This is a genomic window from Microbulbifer sp. GL-2 (assembly GCF_007183175.1).
Lineage (GTDB): Bacteria > Pseudomonadota > Gammaproteobacteria > Pseudomonadales > Cellvibrionaceae > Microbulbifer.
On the sequence record NZ_AP019807.1, the window covers coordinates 4,574,870 to 4,594,158 of the forward strand.

18 protein-coding genes and 3 tRNA genes are annotated in these 19,289 nt (G+C 53.9%); 5 read left to right on the forward strand and 16 right to left on the reverse strand.

Annotation, left to right across the window (positions count from 1 at the left end):
• Positions 1-250: 250 nt before the first annotated feature.
• The 5 genes from GL2_RS19820 to GL2_RS19840 form a co-directional block, all read right to left on the reverse strand.
• Positions 251-499, reverse strand: coding sequence for a hypothetical protein (locus tag GL2_RS19820; protein WP_232053693.1), 249 nt, complete (start codon positions 497-499; stop codon positions 251-253).
• Positions 500-553: 54 nt separating this feature from the next.
• Positions 554-1,015 (reverse strand): hypothetical protein, encoded by a 462-nt coding sequence (locus GL2_RS19825; protein ID WP_143732463.1) that lies wholly within the window; start codon positions 1,013-1,015, stop codon positions 554-556.
• Positions 1,016-1,222: 207 nt separating this feature from the next.
• Positions 1,223-1,298: transfer RNA gene (locus GL2_RS19830), tRNA-His, on the reverse strand.
• A 115-nt stretch (positions 1,299-1,413) separates the two neighbouring features.
• Positions 1,414-1,490: transfer RNA gene (locus tag GL2_RS19835), tRNA-Arg, on the reverse strand.
• 18 nt (positions 1,491-1,508) lie between these two features.
• Positions 1,509-1,585, reverse strand: a tRNA-Pro gene (locus GL2_RS19840).
• A 342-nt stretch (positions 1,586-1,927) separates the two neighbouring features.
• Between GL2_RS19840 and folD the strand changes: the two genes are divergently transcribed.
• The 3 genes from folD to GL2_RS19855 are packed head-to-tail and all read left to right on the forward strand — an operon-like array spanning position 1,928 to position 4,489.
• Positions 1,928-2,773: a bifunctional methylenetetrahydrofolate dehydrogenase/methenyltetrahydrofolate cyclohydrolase FolD gene (gene folD / locus GL2_RS19845; protein ID WP_143732464.1), complete on the forward strand. Its 846-nt coding sequence runs from the start codon at positions 1,928-1,930 to the stop codon at positions 2,771-2,773.
• Positions 2,766-3,470, forward strand: a complete 705-nt coding sequence (rsuA, locus tag GL2_RS19850) for a 16S rRNA pseudouridine(516) synthase RsuA (RefSeq protein ID WP_143732465.1) — start codon at positions 2,766-2,768, stop codon at positions 3,468-3,470. Before folD ends, rsuA begins: the two co-directional genes overlap by 8 nt.
• 5 nt (positions 3,471-3,475) lie before the next feature.
• Positions 3,476-4,489 (forward strand): class I SAM-dependent methyltransferase, encoded by a 1,014-nt coding sequence (locus GL2_RS19855; protein ID WP_143732466.1) that lies wholly within the window; start codon positions 3,476-3,478, stop codon positions 4,487-4,489.
• A gap of 41 nt (positions 4,490-4,530) precedes the next feature.
• Here the strand turns inward: GL2_RS19855 and GL2_RS19860 are convergent, their stop codons facing one another.
• The 11 genes from GL2_RS19860 to GL2_RS19910 all read right to left on the reverse strand — a co-directional run bounded on the left by GL2_RS19860 (position 4,531) and on the right by GL2_RS19910 (position 17,794).
• Positions 4,531-4,986, reverse strand: a complete 456-nt coding sequence (locus GL2_RS19860; RefSeq protein ID WP_020413162.1) for a hypothetical protein — start codon at positions 4,984-4,986, stop codon at positions 4,531-4,533.
• A gap of 165 nt (positions 4,987-5,151) precedes the next feature.
• Positions 5,152-5,898 (reverse strand): spermidine synthase, encoded by a 747-nt coding sequence (locus GL2_RS19865; RefSeq protein ID WP_143732467.1) that lies wholly within the window; start codon positions 5,896-5,898, stop codon positions 5,152-5,154.
• Positions 5,898-6,371, reverse strand: a complete 474-nt coding sequence (locus tag GL2_RS19870) for a GAF domain-containing protein (RefSeq protein WP_143732468.1) — start codon at positions 6,369-6,371, stop codon at positions 5,898-5,900. The genes GL2_RS19865 and GL2_RS19870 overlap by 1 nt, the downstream gene beginning before the upstream one ends.
• 142 nt (positions 6,372-6,513) lie before the next feature.
• Positions 6,514-6,966, reverse strand: a complete 453-nt coding sequence (locus GL2_RS19875) for a hypothetical protein (RefSeq protein ID WP_143732469.1) — start codon at positions 6,964-6,966, stop codon at positions 6,514-6,516.
• Between the two features lie 187 nt (positions 6,967-7,153).
• Positions 7,154-8,356, reverse strand: coding sequence for a Wadjet anti-phage system protein JetD domain-containing protein (locus GL2_RS19880; protein ID WP_143732470.1), 1,203 nt, complete (start codon positions 8,354-8,356; stop codon positions 7,154-7,156).
• A 56-nt stretch (positions 8,357-8,412) separates the two neighbouring features.
• A complete protein-coding gene (locus GL2_RS19885) occupies positions 8,413-12,057 on the reverse strand; it encodes an ATP-binding protein (RefSeq protein ID WP_143732471.1) in 3,645 nt (1,214 codons plus the stop codon).
• A 126-nt stretch (positions 12,058-12,183) separates the two neighbouring features.
• Positions 12,184-12,927 carry a DUF4194 domain-containing protein gene (locus tag GL2_RS19890; protein ID WP_143732472.1) on the reverse strand — a complete coding sequence of 248 codons (744 nt, stop codon included), beginning with the start codon at positions 12,925-12,927 and terminating at the stop codon, positions 12,184-12,186.
• Positions 12,920-14,347, reverse strand: coding sequence for a Wadjet anti-phage system protein JetA family protein (locus tag GL2_RS19895; RefSeq protein ID WP_143732473.1), 1,428 nt, complete (start codon positions 14,345-14,347; stop codon positions 12,920-12,922). The genes GL2_RS19890 and GL2_RS19895 overlap by 8 nt, the downstream gene beginning before the upstream one ends.
• 15 nt (positions 14,348-14,362) lie before the next feature.
• A complete protein-coding gene (locus GL2_RS19900) occupies positions 14,363-14,551 on the reverse strand; it encodes a DUF3012 domain-containing protein (protein WP_143732474.1) in 189 nt (62 codons plus the stop codon).
• A 105-nt stretch (positions 14,552-14,656) separates the two neighbouring features.
• Entirely contained in the window at positions 14,657-16,033 is a 1,377-nt protein-coding gene (cysS, locus tag GL2_RS19905) for a cysteine--tRNA ligase (protein WP_143732475.1), read from the reverse strand.
• A gap of 87 nt (positions 16,034-16,120) precedes the next feature.
• Positions 16,121-17,794 carry a glutamine--tRNA ligase/YqeY domain fusion protein gene (locus tag GL2_RS19910; protein WP_143732476.1) on the reverse strand — a complete coding sequence of 558 codons (1,674 nt, stop codon included), beginning with the start codon at positions 17,792-17,794 and terminating at the stop codon, positions 16,121-16,123.
• 208 nt (positions 17,795-18,002) lie between these two features.
• Here GL2_RS19910 and GL2_RS19915 point away from each other — a divergent pair, with 208 nt between their 5' ends.
• Both GL2_RS19915 and GL2_RS19920 read left to right on the forward strand, forming a co-directional pair.
• A complete protein-coding gene (locus GL2_RS19915; RefSeq protein ID WP_143732477.1) occupies positions 18,003-18,512 on the forward strand; it encodes a peptidylprolyl isomerase in 510 nt (169 codons plus the stop codon).
• A gap of 35 nt (positions 18,513-18,547) precedes the next feature.
• Positions 18,548-19,285, forward strand: coding sequence for a UDP-2,3-diacylglucosamine diphosphatase (locus GL2_RS19920; protein ID WP_143732478.1), 738 nt, complete (start codon positions 18,548-18,550; stop codon positions 19,283-19,285).
• The last annotated feature ends 4 nt before the right edge of the window (positions 19,286-19,289 follow it).

Here is a 19,289-nt window from a genome sequence, read left to right on the forward strand (position 1 = left end):
GATAAATCTATCTCTGAGTTAACCAAGTAATTCTGACACCTAAAATCGTACTCAAATAAAATCAACGGGATAAGTCTTGCAGAGAACTAGGCTAGGAACCATAGGATAAAAATCTTAATTTACTAGGAAATAAGTTCATAAAAATAGTGGTTAAATACGTATATTGATGGAGGCCTCATAAAAGCATAATTACAGCTAGAATCGATATACCGCCACCAGCCCATCAGCTCCCCTCAAGATAAAGGCACTCTCACATAAACTTCTGCGATTGGACGGTCTGAACGAGTTCATAGGGTGGCATCCACCCATCAGGGCCTTTATCGCCCTTACTTTGATTGCGGCCATCGTCGACAAGCCACAGATTCTCAGGGTCTTCATCAATATGCTCGACATCTAAGTCAGAAGCCAGGCTGAAGGATTGGCCGGTGTAAGGGGCCAGCCATAGGCCAGTATCGAAAAAACCCCGCACTAGGCGAGGTTTTAAGTCCTTAAAAAACAAGGAAAAATCTGGGGTGGCCCGAAGGAGATCGAACCCACAAATCCACCGCCTACACTACCACTGATAAGCCAGCTTTACCGTCGCACCGGTAGTATTATCATCATAATACGGCCCATCATATGAGCTAGCTCCCGCATGAACAGCAGCGCCAAGGACAAAAGAAGAGTCAGAAAACCCTGAAAAGTAATAGTTGTAGAGCAAAGCAACCCCGTGATAGCGCACCGCATCATCACCAGCATAATCAACTTCAACAAGCCCCAGGAAAGCTCCTAAAGAATGACTATCGGAAGATACAAGGCGCTCCCAACCTAAACCGTACCCCGTAACCGAACCAGCCTCCTCCGAGAAACCCTTCCAACCCAAAGAACCGAAATACTTATCTTTATCGCGGTTAATCGAGTACTTAGCCCCTAGCCCGGCATGATCCACACCTACGCCTAATGAAAAATTTGAGTCCCCAGCCGCAGAGGCGAACATAGAACAAGTCAGGAAAAATACAGACAGCAGATACTTCATTACAGCTCCAAGCTACTTCTTAGTGATTTCAACAGGAGGGAGGGGGGAATTTTTACCGCCAGATGGGCATGACTCACGATCTGCCAACATTAAACCTCAACATAGATTGAGGCAGAAATTCGTACACCGAATTCGTACACTGAGGCCCAAAACGAAAAAACCTCGCACTTGGCGAGGTTTTAAGTCCTTGAAAAACAAGGAAAAATTTGGGGTGGCCGACGGGGATCGAACCCGCGACCTCAGGAGCCACAATCCTGTGCTCTACCGACTGAGCTACGGCCACCATAGCAGTGATATACTTCAGCACCTTGTGGCAGTACTGAGTACCGGATCTCTCTTGCAGCCAATCTGACTTCAGACTAAGTCCTTTTTGCCAAATCAGCACCATCTAATGGAGATGGCACGCCCGGCAGGACTCGAACCTGCGACCATCCGCTTAGAAGGCGGATGCTCTATCCAGCTGAGCTACGGGCGCAAGGTGAACCCGGAAAATTGGTCGGGGCAGAGGGATTCGAACCCCCGACATCCTGCTCCCAAAGCAGGCGCGCTACCAGACTGCGCTATGCCCCGTTTTTCCAATCATTCGCACTTCTGCAATCTTGCTTACCGCCCTTGGGGTGGTTGTTTAGATCGCTGCATTTGCGAAGTGCGCGCATAGTACTGATCCCCCAGGCCTCTGTCAACGCTTCTAAGCTATTATTTTTTAAGAAGTTTATCCTTTTGCCTATCAGGGCCCCGAAGTGGCGAAATTATTCCCAACCTGTGCGAAAATGGCGCACTTCGAGAATCCGACCGGATAAATAGTAAGCAGCTACACAAAAGCCGCCTGCTTCCGCCCTTCTTTATACAGTAGGCGCTGGAGCAGACTCCGGTCTATTAGCACACGACTTTTTACTGTTAGAGATAGCATCTATGTCTGCACTGGTTCTGGACGGCAAGGCCCTGGCACAGAAAACTGAAGAGGAACTTTCGGCTCGGGTAGCCACGCTGAAAGAAAAGAGTGGTGGTCAAACGCCAATCCTGGCAACCATCCTGGTAGGCGATGACCCCGCCTCCGCAACTTATGTAAAGATGAAGGGTAATGCCTGCCGCCGTATCGGCATGGACTCCATGCAAGTGGAGCTACCCTCCTCTACTACCACTGAGCAACTGCTTGCCAAGATTGAGGCGCTCAACGCCAACCCCAACGTGCACGGAATCCTGCTACAGCATCCGGTACCTGCGCAGATTGATGAACGCGCCTGCTTTGACGCTATCAGCCTGAAAAAGGATGTAGATGGTGTGACCTGTCTGGGCTTTGGCCGTATGGCAATGGGTGAGGAGGCTTACGGCTGTGCAACACCTAAAGGCATTATGCGCCTGCTGGAAGCCTACAAAATTGAACTCGAAGGCAAGCATGCCGTGGTTGTGGGCCGCAGTCCCATTCTGGGCAAGCCAATGGCGGCCATGCTGCTGAATGCTAACGCCACTGTAACCATCTGCCACTCCCGCACCCAGGACCTGGCCGAGCATATCCGCCGCGCGGATATTGTTGTAGGTGCCGTGGGCAAGCCGGAATTCATCAAGGCAGAATGGATTAAAGATGGCGCCGTTGTGGTGGATGCCGGATATCATCCCGGCGGTGTGGGAGATATCGAGCTGGGTCCACTGACCGATCGCGTCGCAGCCTACACCCCGGTACCTGGCGGTGTTGGTCCTATGACCATTAACACCCTGATCTATCAGTCCGTCGATTCTGGTGAGCGTAAAATTGGCTAACTTGATTCGTTTGGACAAAGCGGTAAGCCAGGTCACCGACCTCTCCCGCTCCGATGTGAAGCGCGCCGCATGGGCGGGGCGCATTACTGTTAACGGAGAAGTAGTCACTAGCTCTTCGACAAAAATACAGGCCAACGATGTCCTATGTCTGGATGACGAGCCCCTGCACGAGCCGGGGCCACGCTATATTATGCTCAACAAACCTTTGGGCTATGTGAGCGCCACCAAAGATGGCGAACACCCCACGGTACTGGACCTGATCGATGAACCGAACAAGTCCAAGTTGCATATTGCCGGACGCCTGGACATAGATACCACGGGGCTGGTACTACTTACAGACGATGGGCAGTGGTCCCACAAGGTGACATCTCCAAATCATCACTGTGATAAGACCTATTACGCTCTGTTGGCAGACAGAATTGTGGAAGATGCGGTGGCAAAATTTGCCAAGGGCATCTGGCTCAATAATGAAAAGAAGAGAACTAAACCGGCCAAGCTTGAGGTACTCTTCGCCAACGAGGTACGCATCACTATTGGCGAGGGCCGCTACCATCAGGTAAAGCGCATGTTTGCCGCTCTGGGTAACCAGGTACTAGAGCTGCACCGTGAGAGAATTGGCGATATTTTCCTGGATGAAGAACTCCAGGAAGGCGAGTACCGCCCATTAACCCCTGAAGAAATCGCTTCGGTACAGTAAACCGTATGTCAGCCCTTCTTTTACAAGAACTTCTCCAGGCGCCCAGTGAAACTCTATGGATTGCCGATGAAAACAGTAAACCCCTGCTACAGCCGGGGTTTTACTTTGATGGTGATTTGCTCAGCAATCGCTGGGATATTGCCGAGCTGGCCGAGGGCAAGGTTGCACGCAGCTTCTTTAATGACTTCCATTTTGAAGAGCTGGACCGCAACTACCGCCGCATCGTCTACTCAGTCTCGAAGGAAAAAGCGATAGTTCACCACATCATCAATCAGGCACCGCATTTTCTCGGTGAAGGTGGCGAGTTGGTGCTGCTTGGGGGAAAACAGGGCGGTATTAAAAGCTATGCAGTAAAAGCGGCTGAGCGCCTCGGCACAGCCAAACAGCTGCAAAAGAATGGTAACGAGTACTGCAGCACTAACCGAGTGGATCATCCAAGTGCCGGCGAGCTGATTGGCGAAGTGGATTATCCGCAGCTGCGCAGCCTTCCGGAGCTAAATGGCCTCTACAGTAAACCTGGCCTGTTCGGTTGGAACAAAATCGATAAGGGTAGCGCCCTGCTGGCACAGCAGCTCACCACCGAGCTTCCAAAAGAAGGGGCCCGCGTGGTGGATCTGGGGTGTGGCTACGGTTACCTCAGCGCCCAGCTCGCGTCTCTAGGTAAATTTCACTTTACTGCCACCGATAACAACGCCGCCGCCCTGCTGGCCTGCGAGAAGAACTTTCGCTCCCTGGATATGGAAGGGGTGGTGCTGCCATCTGATGCCGGCGCGGAACTAGAGAGCGGAATTGCAGACTTGGTACTGTGCAACCCACCCTTTCACCAGGGCTTCCAGGTGGAGGGCGACCTTACCGATCGCTTCCTGCAACACAGTGCCCGAATACTGAAAATCACCGGATCAGCACTTTTTGTCGTGAACGAATTTATCCCCCTGATGAAGAAGGGACCGCACTACTTCTCCGACGTGAAACTGATCACCAAGGAAAAAGGGTTTTGTGTCTACCGCCTGCGCCCATAGAGACGCAGGCTTATAAGGCGAGAGCAGTCGCCAGGGCGGGATTAATAATCGCGTAAATTGAATAGGTTCATCGATAGGGTATGCTCTTCCAGCTCTTCGAGCTGGCGCAAACGCTCGAATGCTTCACGTGCGGAGGGTGTTTCCGCACCTTGAGCCAGATCCCGGTACTGATCCGCCAGATAGATCTCAATATCCATGGCCAGCTTGGCAATATCATCGAGATTTTCGATATCAATACTGCGCAGTCGCTGCAGGAACTCCTTCTCTCGCCCCTCCGGGGCAAATTGAACCCAGGTATGCAGGGCACCTGGTGGCAGATCCGCATGGAAGTTCTCCAGCGAATGCTTCATGGAGTCTTCCCGTCGTCGAAGCTGATCCAACAGCAGCTCAACCCGTTTATTAGTGGCCAGCTGCTCATACTCCTCGTATTGCAACGCCAGCTTGGCGTGAAAGTCTCTTCCTTCCTGGATCACTTCCTCAACAGTTTTGTACCGCATCGACCGGTCCCAAAATAAAGTACGTCTCTTATTCCAGTATAGGCAGCCGGTGACAAAGGGCGCCAATCAATAACATCATTGAGGTGACAGCGTTTATGCTGACTGGTAGGTATTCCCACTTACACCCAGTTCGGTGTGATATTGGAGGCCGTCAGATGGCAAGTGTCAGCGCAGGCGACTCATCTTAAAGTCGAGGCGCCGAGCGGGGTTGGCAGGATTAATTTTTCCCGGAGCGCGGTTATTCAGCTCTACCAGGGGTAAAACCTTGCGACTAACGGTCAGAATATGATTCTCATATAGAGGCATATGCGCCATCCACGCGCCCTTCAGGCATTGACGCATTGCTTGCTGGCGCCAGGCACTGCCCTGTAGCTCCTTCCTGTCACCAAAATTACTCACCAGCACTCCATCCCGATGTAAAAGGCGCATCAAGGAGGAGCACCACGGTTTATCTGCCGGCACAGCACGCTGTGCCACTCCCTGGCAGTGGCCAAACAGATCATCAATCACCAGGTCGAAACTCTCAGCTGATGGATCACTCAAATAGTCAGCCACATACTCCTTGGCATCTGCGCACACCAGTTCAACATCGCAGACGTCGAAGAAGCGGCGGGCAACGTCCAAATGCACCGGGTCCAGATCCACCCCCACAATACGCTTTACCGAGGTATAGGTCTGCAAAAGACGGATCAAAGCGCCTCCTCCCACACCGAGCACCAACACAGAATTCAGGCTTTTTTCAGGAAGGAAAAACGCAGGCAGCAGAAGCAGCTCCCACAGGGAGCCTTTAAGCGGGTCACGGGGGTTCCACTGGGAGTGAAAAACCCCGTTGCTATAAAGGCGTACACTGGCACCATGATTGCGCACCTGATAGCAGGTATCGCCTGTTTGCTTCTGCCAAAGCAATGCCATTAGTCTTCTGGCAACTCGGATGATTTCAACAGCACCTCCGCGAAGGCCTGCAGTCCAACCAGGTCCTCTTCCGAAAATCGGGCAATATTGGGACTATCGATATCCAGCACGCCCAGGCAGCGCCCACCGGCATTGTACAGAGGAATTACCACCTCAGAGGCTGAGACCGCATCACAGGCGATATGGCCGGGGAACTGGTGCACATCCTCAACCAGCTGGGGCTCACCGGTGGAGACCGCTGTGCCGCAGACACCAGCGCCAACTGGAATACGTGTACAGGCCGGTTTGCCCTGGAAAGGCCCCAAGCGCAGCTCATCACCATAAAAGAAGTAGAAGCCGGCCCAATTGATGTCTTCCAACTCCATAAACAATAACGCGCTGGCGTTAGCCGTGTTTGCCAGCCAGTCCTGCTCAGCCGAGAGCAGGCCCTCGAGTTGCCCACTCAGAGATGTATAAAATTTATTTAACGACATTGGCAGGACTGCCCCCTCACAATCAGTGGCTACAAACAGTGTCCGCTATAAACAGCAAACCCGCGAAATACCCCAGCGCAGTGTGCGCCACGATGCAGGTATTTTGCGGGCTTTGGGGCTGGAATCAATAGCTGACTGCAAATTACTGATAAGGATCCAGTACTTCCTCACCCCCAGATTCATCCCGGTATTGATCCGCATCCATGGTGGGGTGAGACCACTCGTCGTCATCCCCAGTGCTGCCTTTACCGGATTGAATGGCCGGCGGAGCCGCGGTGACGTCTGATGCAATCAGGCTACTGGCAGTTTTCTCAAACCTTTTCTCCACGACTGGTTTGGGTGCTGCTGGCCTTGGTACCTCTCGGCGGATACGACTAGCCATAGTACTCAGGTTGGGACGGCGGCGCTCGGCGAGCTGAGCAGCCTTCAGCTCGCTGTTAAGCCGATTGACCTCCGCCTGCAGATCCCCCATCTGCGCCTGCAGTTCGGTAATCTGGGTCAGCACGCCTTTTACTTTACGACTTTCCTTCTCGTATAAAACAGCTGCGCCGCCAAAGGCCAAGACAAAAATAACCAAAATGGAAAACTGACGCATAATAATCTCCAGAAACTTCCCTTTTTATTCTTAAAGGGTATTTTTACAGCAAATTTTCTGTATCTTCCGAGATATTGCGCATAAAAAACAAGTTCAAAAGCTGACCAAAGCCTTTGTAGCAGACTTCGCCCGGTGAATACGGTTGAAATTTACCGGTTAGCGACAAGCTCGTCTTGCACAGGAAAAATTAAGCCAGTGTACTGGCCAAAGCGTCTATGGCTGCTGCCTCTTGATCCACAAAGCAAGTTCTCTCCGTAATAGCGGGAATCAAAGTACTATCTGCATATTGGCAACCGATCATTTGGATGGGCTTTTGCCCCGCTTTTTCTGCTGAAGCCGGGGTATGAGCCCTACCAGTACACAGAGAGTTGAGTAACAAGTCGTAACCGGGCCGCCAGCAGCGCAATTCGGAGAAGCTTTTTCTCAATGCCGCAGCAATACGCATCCCTTCATAATCCAAATCCCCCCAGAAAAAGATCGGCAGCACAAGCGAATTTTTTTCACACCACCACTCAATAAATTGCCGTCGATTATCTTCAGAAGCCACATTAAATGAACTAAACCGGATCATATCCTGATTGCGAATCCGTTCTGCCCCGCCCCGATAGCCCTCGCTGTAAACCAATACAGTATGCGCAGGCTGTAATTCAGCCAGACTGATAAAAGTATCCTGGTTTTCGATAAAAATTACCTGCTCAAATCTCGCAGGCAGATAAACGTGGAGCAACAGCTGGCGCTCCTGGATTTTTCGACTTAACTCCGGGTACAGGCTGCGCACCAAAGACCGACGACTGTGTAGCTCAAGATACTTGGAGTCCCCCTTGAAACAGCGGGCAGCCAATTGTCGCCAGGAAATTTTTTTACTGAATATCAGCTCTTTGCCAATGGAGGCCCAGCAGGAAACAATCTCTTCCACAGACTTAAATCCCGGTTGGAGCTCCAATCCACTCAGAGGAAAAGCGGCGGGGTTTTCAAAGCGATCTGCATAGGGCTCAAGAATACTGGACCAGGATGATTTGCGCACAATGGGAGATGGACGATTGAGCCACAAGCGCAATTGATCCTCACTGGAATCCCGAAATATCAACTGGGCACCCTGCCACTCAGCGATGCCCGGGCGCCTTTTCGGGTTTGGCTTTACGGTGAAACATTGATATTCCCGGGCAAAATGCTGGAGCTCATTCCACAGCACCTGCTCATCTTGAACCGGGTCTCTAAGTGGCTCCAACACCTCTTGCAAGCGCTTACTACCGGCGCGCAAATCCAACCTGAAACTGATGCGAGTTTCCGTAGCGCGCTCCAGCTGGCTGTCCCGGCGGTCCAAAATAAAATTCAGGATTCCGATCAACAGCGGGTTTTCTTCCACCCAATAGGGTAATGCCTTTTCCATCGGTTGCCTCCCTGCCAATGGTGGGGTTCACCCCAAGCTATAAACTCCCTGTCACCTTACTCTACTTCCACCAGGTCCATAAAATCCAGTGATGCCTGCTGGCGAATCGTACGGCGGTGGTTGGCCCAGAGTTCAGCAATACGCTCCTGGTTACACACCTTGCGATCCACATACACCCGTGTATTCAGCTGGCCGATGGGCTTGGCACTGGGGCACTTACTGAATACAAATTGGTTAGAAATCAGATCCATAAAGGGCCCTGACTTGCTGCTGGGCATAATAAACAATAGCTGTAGCCCCAGTGTTTCTGTCAGGTAGCGGATCACTTCCTTAGAACGAGATTCATCCATCTTGGAAAAAGCCTCATCCACCAGCACCATCTGCAAATGACTGCCACTTTCGCCAAAGCGGAAGGCAGAAGTTACTGCAGCGGAACGGATAATATACGCCGGAGTTTCCAGCTGGCCGCCGGAGCCTGTGCCATATTGGCTGAGGGCGATAGGCTCTTTACCTTCCGGTTCCTTGTAAATTTCATAGCTGCGGTAATTGCGGTAGTCACTGATACGGTCCAGCTCGCGTCGCGCCACCTGCTCATCCTCACTCAATAGCATATTCAACAGGCGATCTCGTACCTTGCGGTGCTTGGGCGCCAGATCCGTATCGAACAGGCTTTGCTCTTCGCCCAGATTCGGCAGTTCAATCACCGCTTTAAAGAAGCTCCAGTACTCCTTAAATTCCGCCACCCACTGGTAGTCGAAACGGAAGCTTTCCCGATCGGCGCCGAAACGGTGGTGCTCCAGTTCTTTATTGAGATCATCGAGAACGCGCTTACCATCATTGATGGATTGGTAAATAGCGTGGCACAAATGGGTGACAAAAGTGGTGTTGAAGGATTTTTTCAACCCCAATAATTGATCGTGGCGCTCAACCAGCAGGTTGTTCTTCAACCGATTGCGCAGGGTCTCCACCTGCCCCCCCAAGCCGCTGATCAACTTGAACAGGGCATCCTTATGGCCCCCAGTCAGGTCCGGTTCAAACACCAGGGTATCCACGCTGGCACAGGTAGCGTTGTACTCCATCACGGCGCGATCCAGCTGGCGACTGTATTTTTCCAGCAAGCCCTGCCAGTTTTCGATATCCGCAGAGAAATCAAAGTGATCCGCGGCGCGCTCCACCTGCTCGTCGGCGGTGATCAATACCTGCTCGGCATCGAAAGTTGGATCGATGGCGGTAATGCGTCTTACCATCCCCTCGCTTTCACTGGCAGCATCGTCCAGGGATTCCAGCTCGCTGGACAAAGCATAAAGCAGTTTCTCGTTATTCTTTAACTTTGTTTCCAGGGAACCGGTTTTGCGTTGCAGGCCAGACAATTGATCCAGCTGGGTTTTTAGCTGTGCCTTGAGTTCATCCACCTGCTGCTCGAACTGCTCAAAGTCCTTCAGGTCCAGGTTTTCCAGAGCGCGCTCTGCGTTGCGCCATTCCCGCTGGGCCGCCAGTGCTGAGTCAACAATTGAGAGCAGCTTAATATTCGTCAGTCCGCGCACCGCATTGGTCACTCGGCGGTAGAGCTGGTGGCGTTCATTTACCTGTGTGGCCTCTTCGAGCAGCTCCTCCATGGCGCGTTGCTGCGCAGCCAATGCACGGGCACGGGCGCCCTGGCCAAATACCAGTTCGGCATCGTCCATATCACAACGCCACATGCTGTAATTGCCACTGGCCATACCGTCGGCGGTCAGGCCCCGACGGGTACCGCGCAGTTCGTGCTCATCCTCAACTTGCACCACAGCACCGTAGGACGCACGCAAATAGTGTTCGGCGGTTTTATGGGTAAATTCCATCAGTTCGATAATGGAATCGGCCGGAGTATCCAGACGCTCGGCATCCCGGCGGGCTTTATCCCCCTGGATAACACGGGCGCGGTTGTTGCGCCCCGGCAGGCTGCGCACGATGCGAATCGCCCGGGCTTCAAATTCTGGCTCCACAATAATGGAGAAGCGCGCGCCGCCCAGATAGCCTTCAATCGCCATCTGCCAGCGCTCATCCAACACTTCCACATAGTCACACAGGACGCGGGGCTCCGCTTCCGGGCACTGCTCGCGGATCGCCGCCAGGGCCGCTTCCACCGCCTGGGGATAGCGAACGCGGTTGGCCTGCAAATGTTGAATGCGGCTTTCCTGGGTGCGCAGCTGCTTTTGCAATTGCTGTACTTTTTGCTCCCAGCGGGAAGCCTGCTGGGCAATCTGTTCTTTCGGCGAGGATGTATCCCCGCCAGTACCTTTGTCACTGCTTTCCAGCAGGTCACAGAGGCGATTCTGCAAAGCTTCGCTGCTGGCAGTCCGTTCGCGCAGGGGCTCCAGTGCGGCCAAATCGATCCAGTCCTTACCCAGCAGCTTGTGCAGATCCGGCAAGTCTTCCTCGCGCGCCACCTGCTTGATTGACTGCACCAACGTCTTATCGGAAAAGGCGCTGATTTCCAGCTCGGCGGAAGTGCTATTAAGCAGGTTTAACAACTCTTCGGCAGCTCCGCGGTTCTCGCGCCAGCGGGCCTCTTCGGCCGACAGCGGTGTGTGCTGCTGGGACAGGAGATTCAGGGCATTGTTAATGCGCTGCTCCAAATCATCCTTATTGCGCAGTGCATCGATACCCAAGCGCTGGGCCTGAAGCTCAACCAGCTGGCCATTGAGCTGATCGACCCGTTCGGAGGAGATGCGCACTTCGCGCTCATTGTTTTCCAGGTCACCGCGTAATTTCTGCTGATCATTCTTACCGCTCAGGTAACTCTTCTGTACCCGTTGCTGGCGGTGGCGGGCACATAGATATTCCTGCACGCGCAATTGCAGCCACTGCTCCCGATAGAGTTCCACCGACTGGGCAATGGCCTCCAGGGAACTGACCCGCTCCACAATCTGGCGAGCTTCCTGCTCCATGCTGTGAATGGTTTTCATTAGCTCGGAGACCGAGCGGATAGCATCGCCCAAGTCGCGCTTTTCCAGTACCTCTTGGGCGACAAAGTCGTTGATGCTCTTCACCGGCTTGTAGGCCATGAAATTGGCAAAAGTGCGCGCGGCGTGCATGGCCTCACGATCGGAGACTGCATCGCGGCGTCCACGCAAGGCGCCGTAGAGGCGACGCAGGTAGGCCTTTTTCTTGTCGTATTGCTCGACTTTTTCGAACTGCTTACCCAACACCTGATTGAACTTATCTAAAGGCAGCAGGTGTTTGCCATCGGTGTAATCCCGGACAAAATCCCCCATGACCAATTGCTCGCCAGGGAAAACAAAAAAGCGCAGATCACTCTGGCGCGCCTGGGCAGGCTTACTGCTGTTATCCAGGTGTGCGCGGATGCCCATCACCGCAGTAAACGGCTCCGCACCGTCTTCACCACTGGTGGGGTGAAAAATACCGGCGATATAACAGTCGGTGGGTTCCAGGCGGGCGTAGCTGCCATCATCACAGCCCAGCACATAGGAAGCCAAGGTGCGTACCTGCTTACCGCCGCGCCCGCGCTGGGTGGTTTCATCCTGCCCCGGGTTAAAGGTAAACAGGGTATCGTGGGCGGCGGTCATCAGTGTCTGGATGGCATCGGCCGCCGTGGTTTTACCGGAACCGTTGCCACCGGAAAACAGGTTGATCGGGCCGAATTCATATTCCAACTGCGGGATATTGCCCCAGTTAATCAGGATCAGTTTTTTTAGAAACATAGTCTTTTCACAGGCGGGAACCCGACACCCCTCTCCAAGGCTCCTGAGTGCGATTCACGCAATCCCAGGTGGTCGAATATTTCTCGATACTTTACGGCCGACTTGCCGGCCATTATTTATTACTTGCTAAGAGGCGGCTTCGCTCTCAAACAGGCTGTGCTCTTCGCTACTTGGCGTTATACGCTGAGAGGACTGCCCTTCTTCCCCCTCAGCGTCGGCAACATCACCTTCTGCCGTGGGTAGCGCTTCACAGTCGATCAACTGGCGTAATACCGATTCACTCACAAAGTGGGCTATCGTTGGGCGCACCCGCAACCAGATTTCCGCGCTGCTCTCCACTTCTTCGCTACTGAACTGCACCAGGCGCAGCTGGCGCAACTTTTTCAGCAAGTTTTTACGTTCGGCGTGTTTATCCGGCAGGGACATTTTCAGCAGGTTGCGCATTCCCAGTTCCAGGGCCTCCAGGGAGAGCGCAGCACAACCGTTCTCATCCACCTGCCCTTCCCGCAGCGCCTTGTCGTATTCCACTCGAAGGGAGAGGATCGCGGCCACTTCCTGCTGTCCAAGGCGTGCGCGGAAACCGCCGTGATGGGGCTCTTCCTGATCCGGCAGGCCGGGCACCTCGGCACCGGGCGGATAGACGCGGATAAACTGGAAACGGCTATCGTGTTGCAAACGCAACCCCAGGGGCACCAACCACTCGCGTACCAGCTGCTCGCAGCGCTGGAAGCGATCGTAAAGGGTGGTTTCAATCACGCTTTCATCCCGGCAGATCACACCGTAATCCAACAGGCGCACCAGCAGCTCGGAAAACTCACTGCGGTTCAGGCGACACTGCGCCAGCGCTTCTTCCAAAGCCTGTTCAATCACTGTTTTTCAGCTCCAGAATATATTCATCAAATTTGGTGAAATAATCATTGTTGGCGATTTCACCGGTAAATTTCACCTGCAAGTCGGCGGCACCGCTCTGGTTGACCGCGGCCGCTTCGATCACATGGCTCATGGCGAGCAGATCGCGTGCATCTCGCAGCGGCAAGTTACGGCTGTTAATCTGGCGGCCGGTACCGAGGGCATCGTGTAAATAATCGCGCAGGTGACTGTTGTTGAAGTTAAATGCCTGGTCGAGCAGCTGCTGCAGCTCGATCTCACGACGGTTTTCCTCACCGATGGGGGATTCGTCCTCGACCCGGGTATTCACCGGCTGGCGGCGGTTGCGCTGCCACAGCTGGGTTTGCCTGGGGTCGAACAGGCGCAGCTGGAAGCCCCCCAGCTGTTCGCCCAGCCGTTCGAGGATTTGAGTTTTCTGCTGACTGTCGCCAAGGCGCTGGCACAGATCGGCGAACTCGCCCTCGGCCTGGCTGTGCAGGTAGCTGAGCTGGCGGATAATAATATCGGCGCGCTTGGTAAAGCCCTGCAGGGCGCGGCGCAACGCGGGCAGTTTCACCTCGCAGGCACGGCGCATGCGGTCCTCGATAGTATCGAGCATCAGCCACAGCAGGGACTGGCCATGCTGTACTAGTTCCGGTAACAGCTTGCGCAGGCGCTTCTCCCACTCCGCTTTACGCATATCCTCCATGCAGCGAATGCGCTCGATCACCCGGTTGATGGCATCGCGGTGCTTTTCCACACTGTCCGCCGACAGGCGAATAGCCAGGTCTGGCTGGAAGCGGCTCTCCATAAAGGAGAAAAATTCATCAGTGGCCTGCTGCACCAGCAATTGGGCTTCCACCTCGCGTACCATTTCCCGCTTGCGCTCTTCCAGCTCGGCGATCATATCGGTGAAATCCGCCACGATGCGCTCGGAGTACTCCCAGGCATCAATCAAGTCGTGGACTTCCCCACGGCTGGCGAAGGCTTCGAGGGCATTCAAAGTATTGCGGGTGTTGCGGTGACGGGTGCGTACGCGAGTGCCATTCACTTCCACCAATGGCTGGGTAAACAGGCGGCCCCGACGACTAAAAGGGTAAGTGGCGGTGAGCGTAGCACTGTCCACTTGCTTCTCCAGCCAGCCAAATTCAACCAGGCTGTTCAGTACCCAGACAGCCTGATCGCGCAGGTTGCGGAAGCGGCCTTCCGGGTCCTGCACGCCGTCCTCGCTGTCGAGTTGCGGCGCACGGGTGAGGGCCTCGGCAAAAATTTCAAGAATCTGTTCGCGCAGCAAAGACTCACCGTAATCAGCCTTGGCGGTGTACAGACGCTCATACAAAAGACGCAGGCACTCCACCACCTGCTCGCGGTATTTACCGGTCAGCGGGCGAAAGAAGTGCTGGTGGGAATCGGCGAAGAACAACGACTAACTGCCCGTTTATTCTTCTTCCGGCTTTTGGTTGAAGACGCAGTACTTTGTGTAGTCACCCGCATCATTCATGGTCCATTGGCCCTTGGGTACACTGTCCATTTTTTTACACCAGGCATCGGAGCCACGCTTGGGCTCACAGGCGCTGAGAGTTACCACGGCAACAAGAGAAGCGATCAGGGCAAATACTTTTTTCATAGCTTGTTTCTACAAATGAAATTCGGGTTCTACACCCCACCCCAGCCAACTTTTCCAGCGGGCCAGGAAGGCGCCTTTAACTAATTCTGTGGAGTAAGTGGCGCCCTACTCACGGCGCCACTTGGTACCTTCACGGCTATCCTCGAGTACCACACCCTTAGATTTTAACTCCTCTCGAATCTCATCCGCGCGGGCAAAGTCGCGGTTTTTCTTGCTCTGCACACGCTCGTCGATCAGGGCTTCAATTTCCTCAGCGGAAATGGACTCCTCACCTCCGCGAGCCTGTTTAAACCAGGCTTCCGGGTCCTGTTGCAGAATACCCAGCATATCGCCGGCGGCCAGTAATAAACCTTTCAGCCGTGCTTTATCGGCGACTTCGGCCTTATTCAGATCTCGGGTAATCTGGTGCAACTCACTGATGGCGATAGGCGTATTCAAGTCATCTTCCAGCGCCTTCAGAAAAGCACTGTCAGACAAGTCCGCCGCTTCCGCCACCACTGATTCAGTCTCACGCAGGGCACCGTAGAGAGTGTCCAGCGTACGCCAAGCCTGGTCGAGTAGATCCGCACTGAAGTTCAGTTCTGAGCGATAGTGGGCAGACAGCAGCGCGAAACGCAGCACCTCACCGGGGTACAGTTCCAACAGGTCTTTAACCATGCGGAAGTTGCCCAAAGATTTGGACATCTTCTCACCATCAATGTTGACGTAGCCGTTGTGCATCCAGTAGCGCACAAAGTCCACACCATTGGCGCAGCAGCTCTGGGCGCGCTCGTTTTCATGGTGCGGGAAGGTCAGGTCGCGACCGCCGCCGTGAATGTCGATGGTATCACCCAGGTGCTTCTTGATCATTGCCGAGCACTCCAGGTGCCAGCCCGGACGGCCACGGCCCCAGGGGCTATCCCAGCCCGGCTCTTCATCTGCGGAAGGCTTCCACAGTACGAAGTCACCCGCGTATTTCTTGTAGGGTGCCACCTCCACCCGCGCACCGGCTAGCATATCGTCGAGGGAGCGTTTTGACAGCTGGCCATACTCCGGCATGGACGCCACTGCAAACAGTACGTGGCCCTCGGCGGCGTAGGCGTGGCCTTTCTCCAGCAGGCTTTCGATCATGGCGATCATTTCCGGCAGGTGCTGGGTGGCGTAGGGGACAATATCCGGCTCAAGGTTATTGAGCGCAGCCATATCCTCGTAGTAGGCCTGGGCATAGCGCGCCGACAACACACCGATTTCCTCGCCATTTTCCCGCGCGGTCTTCATGATTTTGTCGTCAATATCGGTGATATTGCGCGCGTAAACCACATCGTTGAAATTTCTTTTCAGTACCCGGTAGAGAGTATCGAACACCACTACAGGGCGAGCGTTGCCGATATGCACGCGGTTGTACACGGTGGGGCCACATACATACATGCGTACCTGATCTTCCACCTGTGGCACAAAGGGTTCTTTCTTCCCGGAAAACGTGTTGTAGACCTGTAGAGACATCTTTTCTCTCGAATTCTTTTTGCTGTGTGGCTGGGCCAGTCATTGACCCAGCCGCGAAAACTGCCGCTCAGGCAGCTCTCCGCTTTGCTATTTGTTTTGCTCTTTGGCCCAGCTGTCGCGCAGACCAATGGTGCGGTTAAACACCGGCGCTTCTGCGCTGCCGTACTTGCTGTCGCGACAGAAGTAGCCGTTGCGCTCGAACTGGTAGCCCTGCTCCGGCTCCGCTTTGGCCAGGCCGATTTCCGCCTTACAGCCTTTTAGGATTTGCAGGTTGTCCGGGTTTACGCAGTCAAGGAAGTTCTTACCGCCGGCATCCGGCGCCGCATCGTTGAACAGGCGATCGTAGAGGCGCACTTCGCAATCGACATTGTTGTCCGCAGATACCCAGTGAATAACGCCCTTCGGCTTAACGCCGTCGGCCGGGTCTTTGCCCAGGGTGTCCAGATCAACCGAGCAGATCACCTCAACAATTTCACCGGCATCGTTCTTCACTACTTCTTCAGCAAAGATCACATAAGCGTTGCGCAGGCGAACTTTTTTGCCTAGCACCAGACGCTTGTATTTCTTGTTGGCCTCTTCGCGAAAATCCTCTTTCTCAATATAGAGAGTGCGGCCAAAAGGAAGTTCACGGGCCGGCAGATCATCGCGTACCGGATGGCCCGGTGCTGACAGTATCTCTCCTTGGCCTTCCGGGTAATTTTTCAGAGTGACCTTCAAAGGCTCCATCACACACATGGCGCGCGGTGCATTTTTATCCAGATCGTCGCGAATGCTGTATTCCAGCATACCCACATCCACCACCGAGTCGGATCGTGTTACACCGATCATCTCGCAGAAATTGCGAATGGAGGCCGAGGTAAAACCGCGACGACGCATACCGGACAGGGTTGGCATACGGGGGTCATCCCAACCATCCACATGCCCTTCGTCCACCAGCTGCTTGAGCTTGCGCTTGGATACCACGGTATAGTTGAGACTCAGGCGCGCAAACTCATACTGGCGTGGGCGCGAGGGCACCGGCAGGTTTTCAATCAACCAATCGTACAGCGGCTTGTGATCTTCAAACTCCAAAGTACAAATGGAATGACTAATACCCTCAATCGCATCGCACTGGCCGTGCGCAAAATCGTAGCTCGGATAAATGCACCACTTATCACCGGTCTGGTGGTGGGCCATTTTCTTGATACGGTAAATAATCGGGTCGCGCAGATTGATATTGGGCGCAGCCATATCGATCTTCGCGCGCAGACTGCATTGACCCTCTTCCATTTCGCCATTGCGCATCTTTTCAAACAGCGCCAGGTTCTCCTCCACGGAGCGATCGCGGTAGGGACTGTTCTTGCCCGGCTCTTTCAATGTGCCGCGATAGTGGCGAGCCTCTTCGGCAGACAGGTCGCAGACGTAGGCCTTGTCCTCTTTAATCAGGTGCAGTGCCCACTCATAGAGTTGGTCAAAATTATCCGAGGAGTATTTGGCATCGCCGTTCCACTCAAAACCCAGCCAGGAGACATCGCGCTTGATTGCGTCAACATACTCTTCCTCTTCCTTGGCAGGGTTGGTGTCGTCAAAGCGTAAATTACAGGTGCCGCCAAACTCCTGCGCCAGGCCAAAATTCAAACAGATAGATTTGGCATGGCCAATATGCAGGTAACCATTCGGCTCCGGCGGAAAACGGGTTGCCACTTGGGATACCCGGCCCTCTGCCAGGTCTTCGCGGATAAGGTTCTGTAAAAAGTGAGCGGGCTTGCTCTCGGATGTCATAGGTTTCTCGTTACAGCTGTGCGAATGTAAACGGCGGATTATAGCCTAGTTGAGATACAGAATATCGAATTTGGAATGGCGCCGGCCAATCAATTTGTTGGCGGCGTTCACTTTTTAGGCAATCGGCATCGATCTATCGTCACAGCGTTTTACAGCTACGGACTACAAGGTATCATGCCGCCCCAAATCAACCCTCATAGGACATTTTATGATCACCCTGCACACTACCCACGGAGATATCGCTATCGAACTGGATTTCGACAAGGCCCCAAAGACTGCTGCCAATTTCCTGCAGTACTGTCGTGATGATTTTTACACTGGGACCATCTTCCACCGGGTGATCGATAACTTCATGATCCAGGGCGGCGGCATGACCCCCGATATGGAACAGAAAGAATCCCGCGAGACCATAGAGAACGAAGCCGACAATGGCCTGAAGAACAATGTCGGCACCCTGGCCATGGCGCGCACCATGGACCCACACTCCGCCAGCTCGCAGTTTTTTATCAATGTGAAGGACAATGACTTCCTGAACTTCCGCAGCAAAGATGCACAAGGCTGGGGCTACTGTGTGTTCGGTAAAGTTGCTGACGGTATGGACGTAGTCAACAAAATCAAAAGCGTTAAGACCGGCAGTAAAGGTTTCCACCAGGACGTTCCCCTGGAAACCATCGAAATCACTGGCGTCAGCATTTCTGACGATTACGCTGGCAAGTAATTTCTCGAGTCCATACAGACTCTAAGGCGGGGACATTGTCTACTTATTTAATTTCTGATCTGCACCTCGACGAGGGACGCCCGGATATCACCAGGGCCTTCTTTGACTTCCTGCGCGGCCCGGCCGCCGGTGCCGAGGCGCTATATATTCTCGGCGACTTCTTTGAGGCCTGGATTGGCGATGACGACGATGCCCCCCTGATTGATGAGGTTGTGCGGGAGCTTAGCCACTACAGTGGTACCGGAGTTGAGCTCTACCTGATGCATGGCAACCGCGACTTCCTGCTCGGGACAGATTTTGCCCAGCGCGTGGGTGCGGTATTACTACAAGATCCCACCGCCCTCTCCCTCGCCGGCCATCGGGTGCTGTTGATGCACGGCGACAGCTTGTGCACCCTCGATGAGGAGTATATGGCATTTCGCCGCCAAGCCCGCGACAACAACTGGCAACAGGCACTTCTGGCCAAGCCATTGGAAGAGCGACGCGCCATCGCCACTCAGATACGAGCGGCCTCCAAGGCGATGAACAGCCGCAAGGCGGAAGACATCATGGATGTCACCCCTGAAGAAGTGGAAAGGGTTATGTGCGAGCACAATGTGGATACTTTAATCCACGGCCACACCCACAGGCCTGCTCGTCACTCTCTCACTATTGATGGCGCTCCGGCGGAGCGCATTGTATTGGGGGACTGGGATAAGAATGGCTGGTGTCTGAAAGCGGGCAAAAACTCGTTGGAATTAATCCACTGGCCAATCCACCAGCCAACCCGCTGATCGG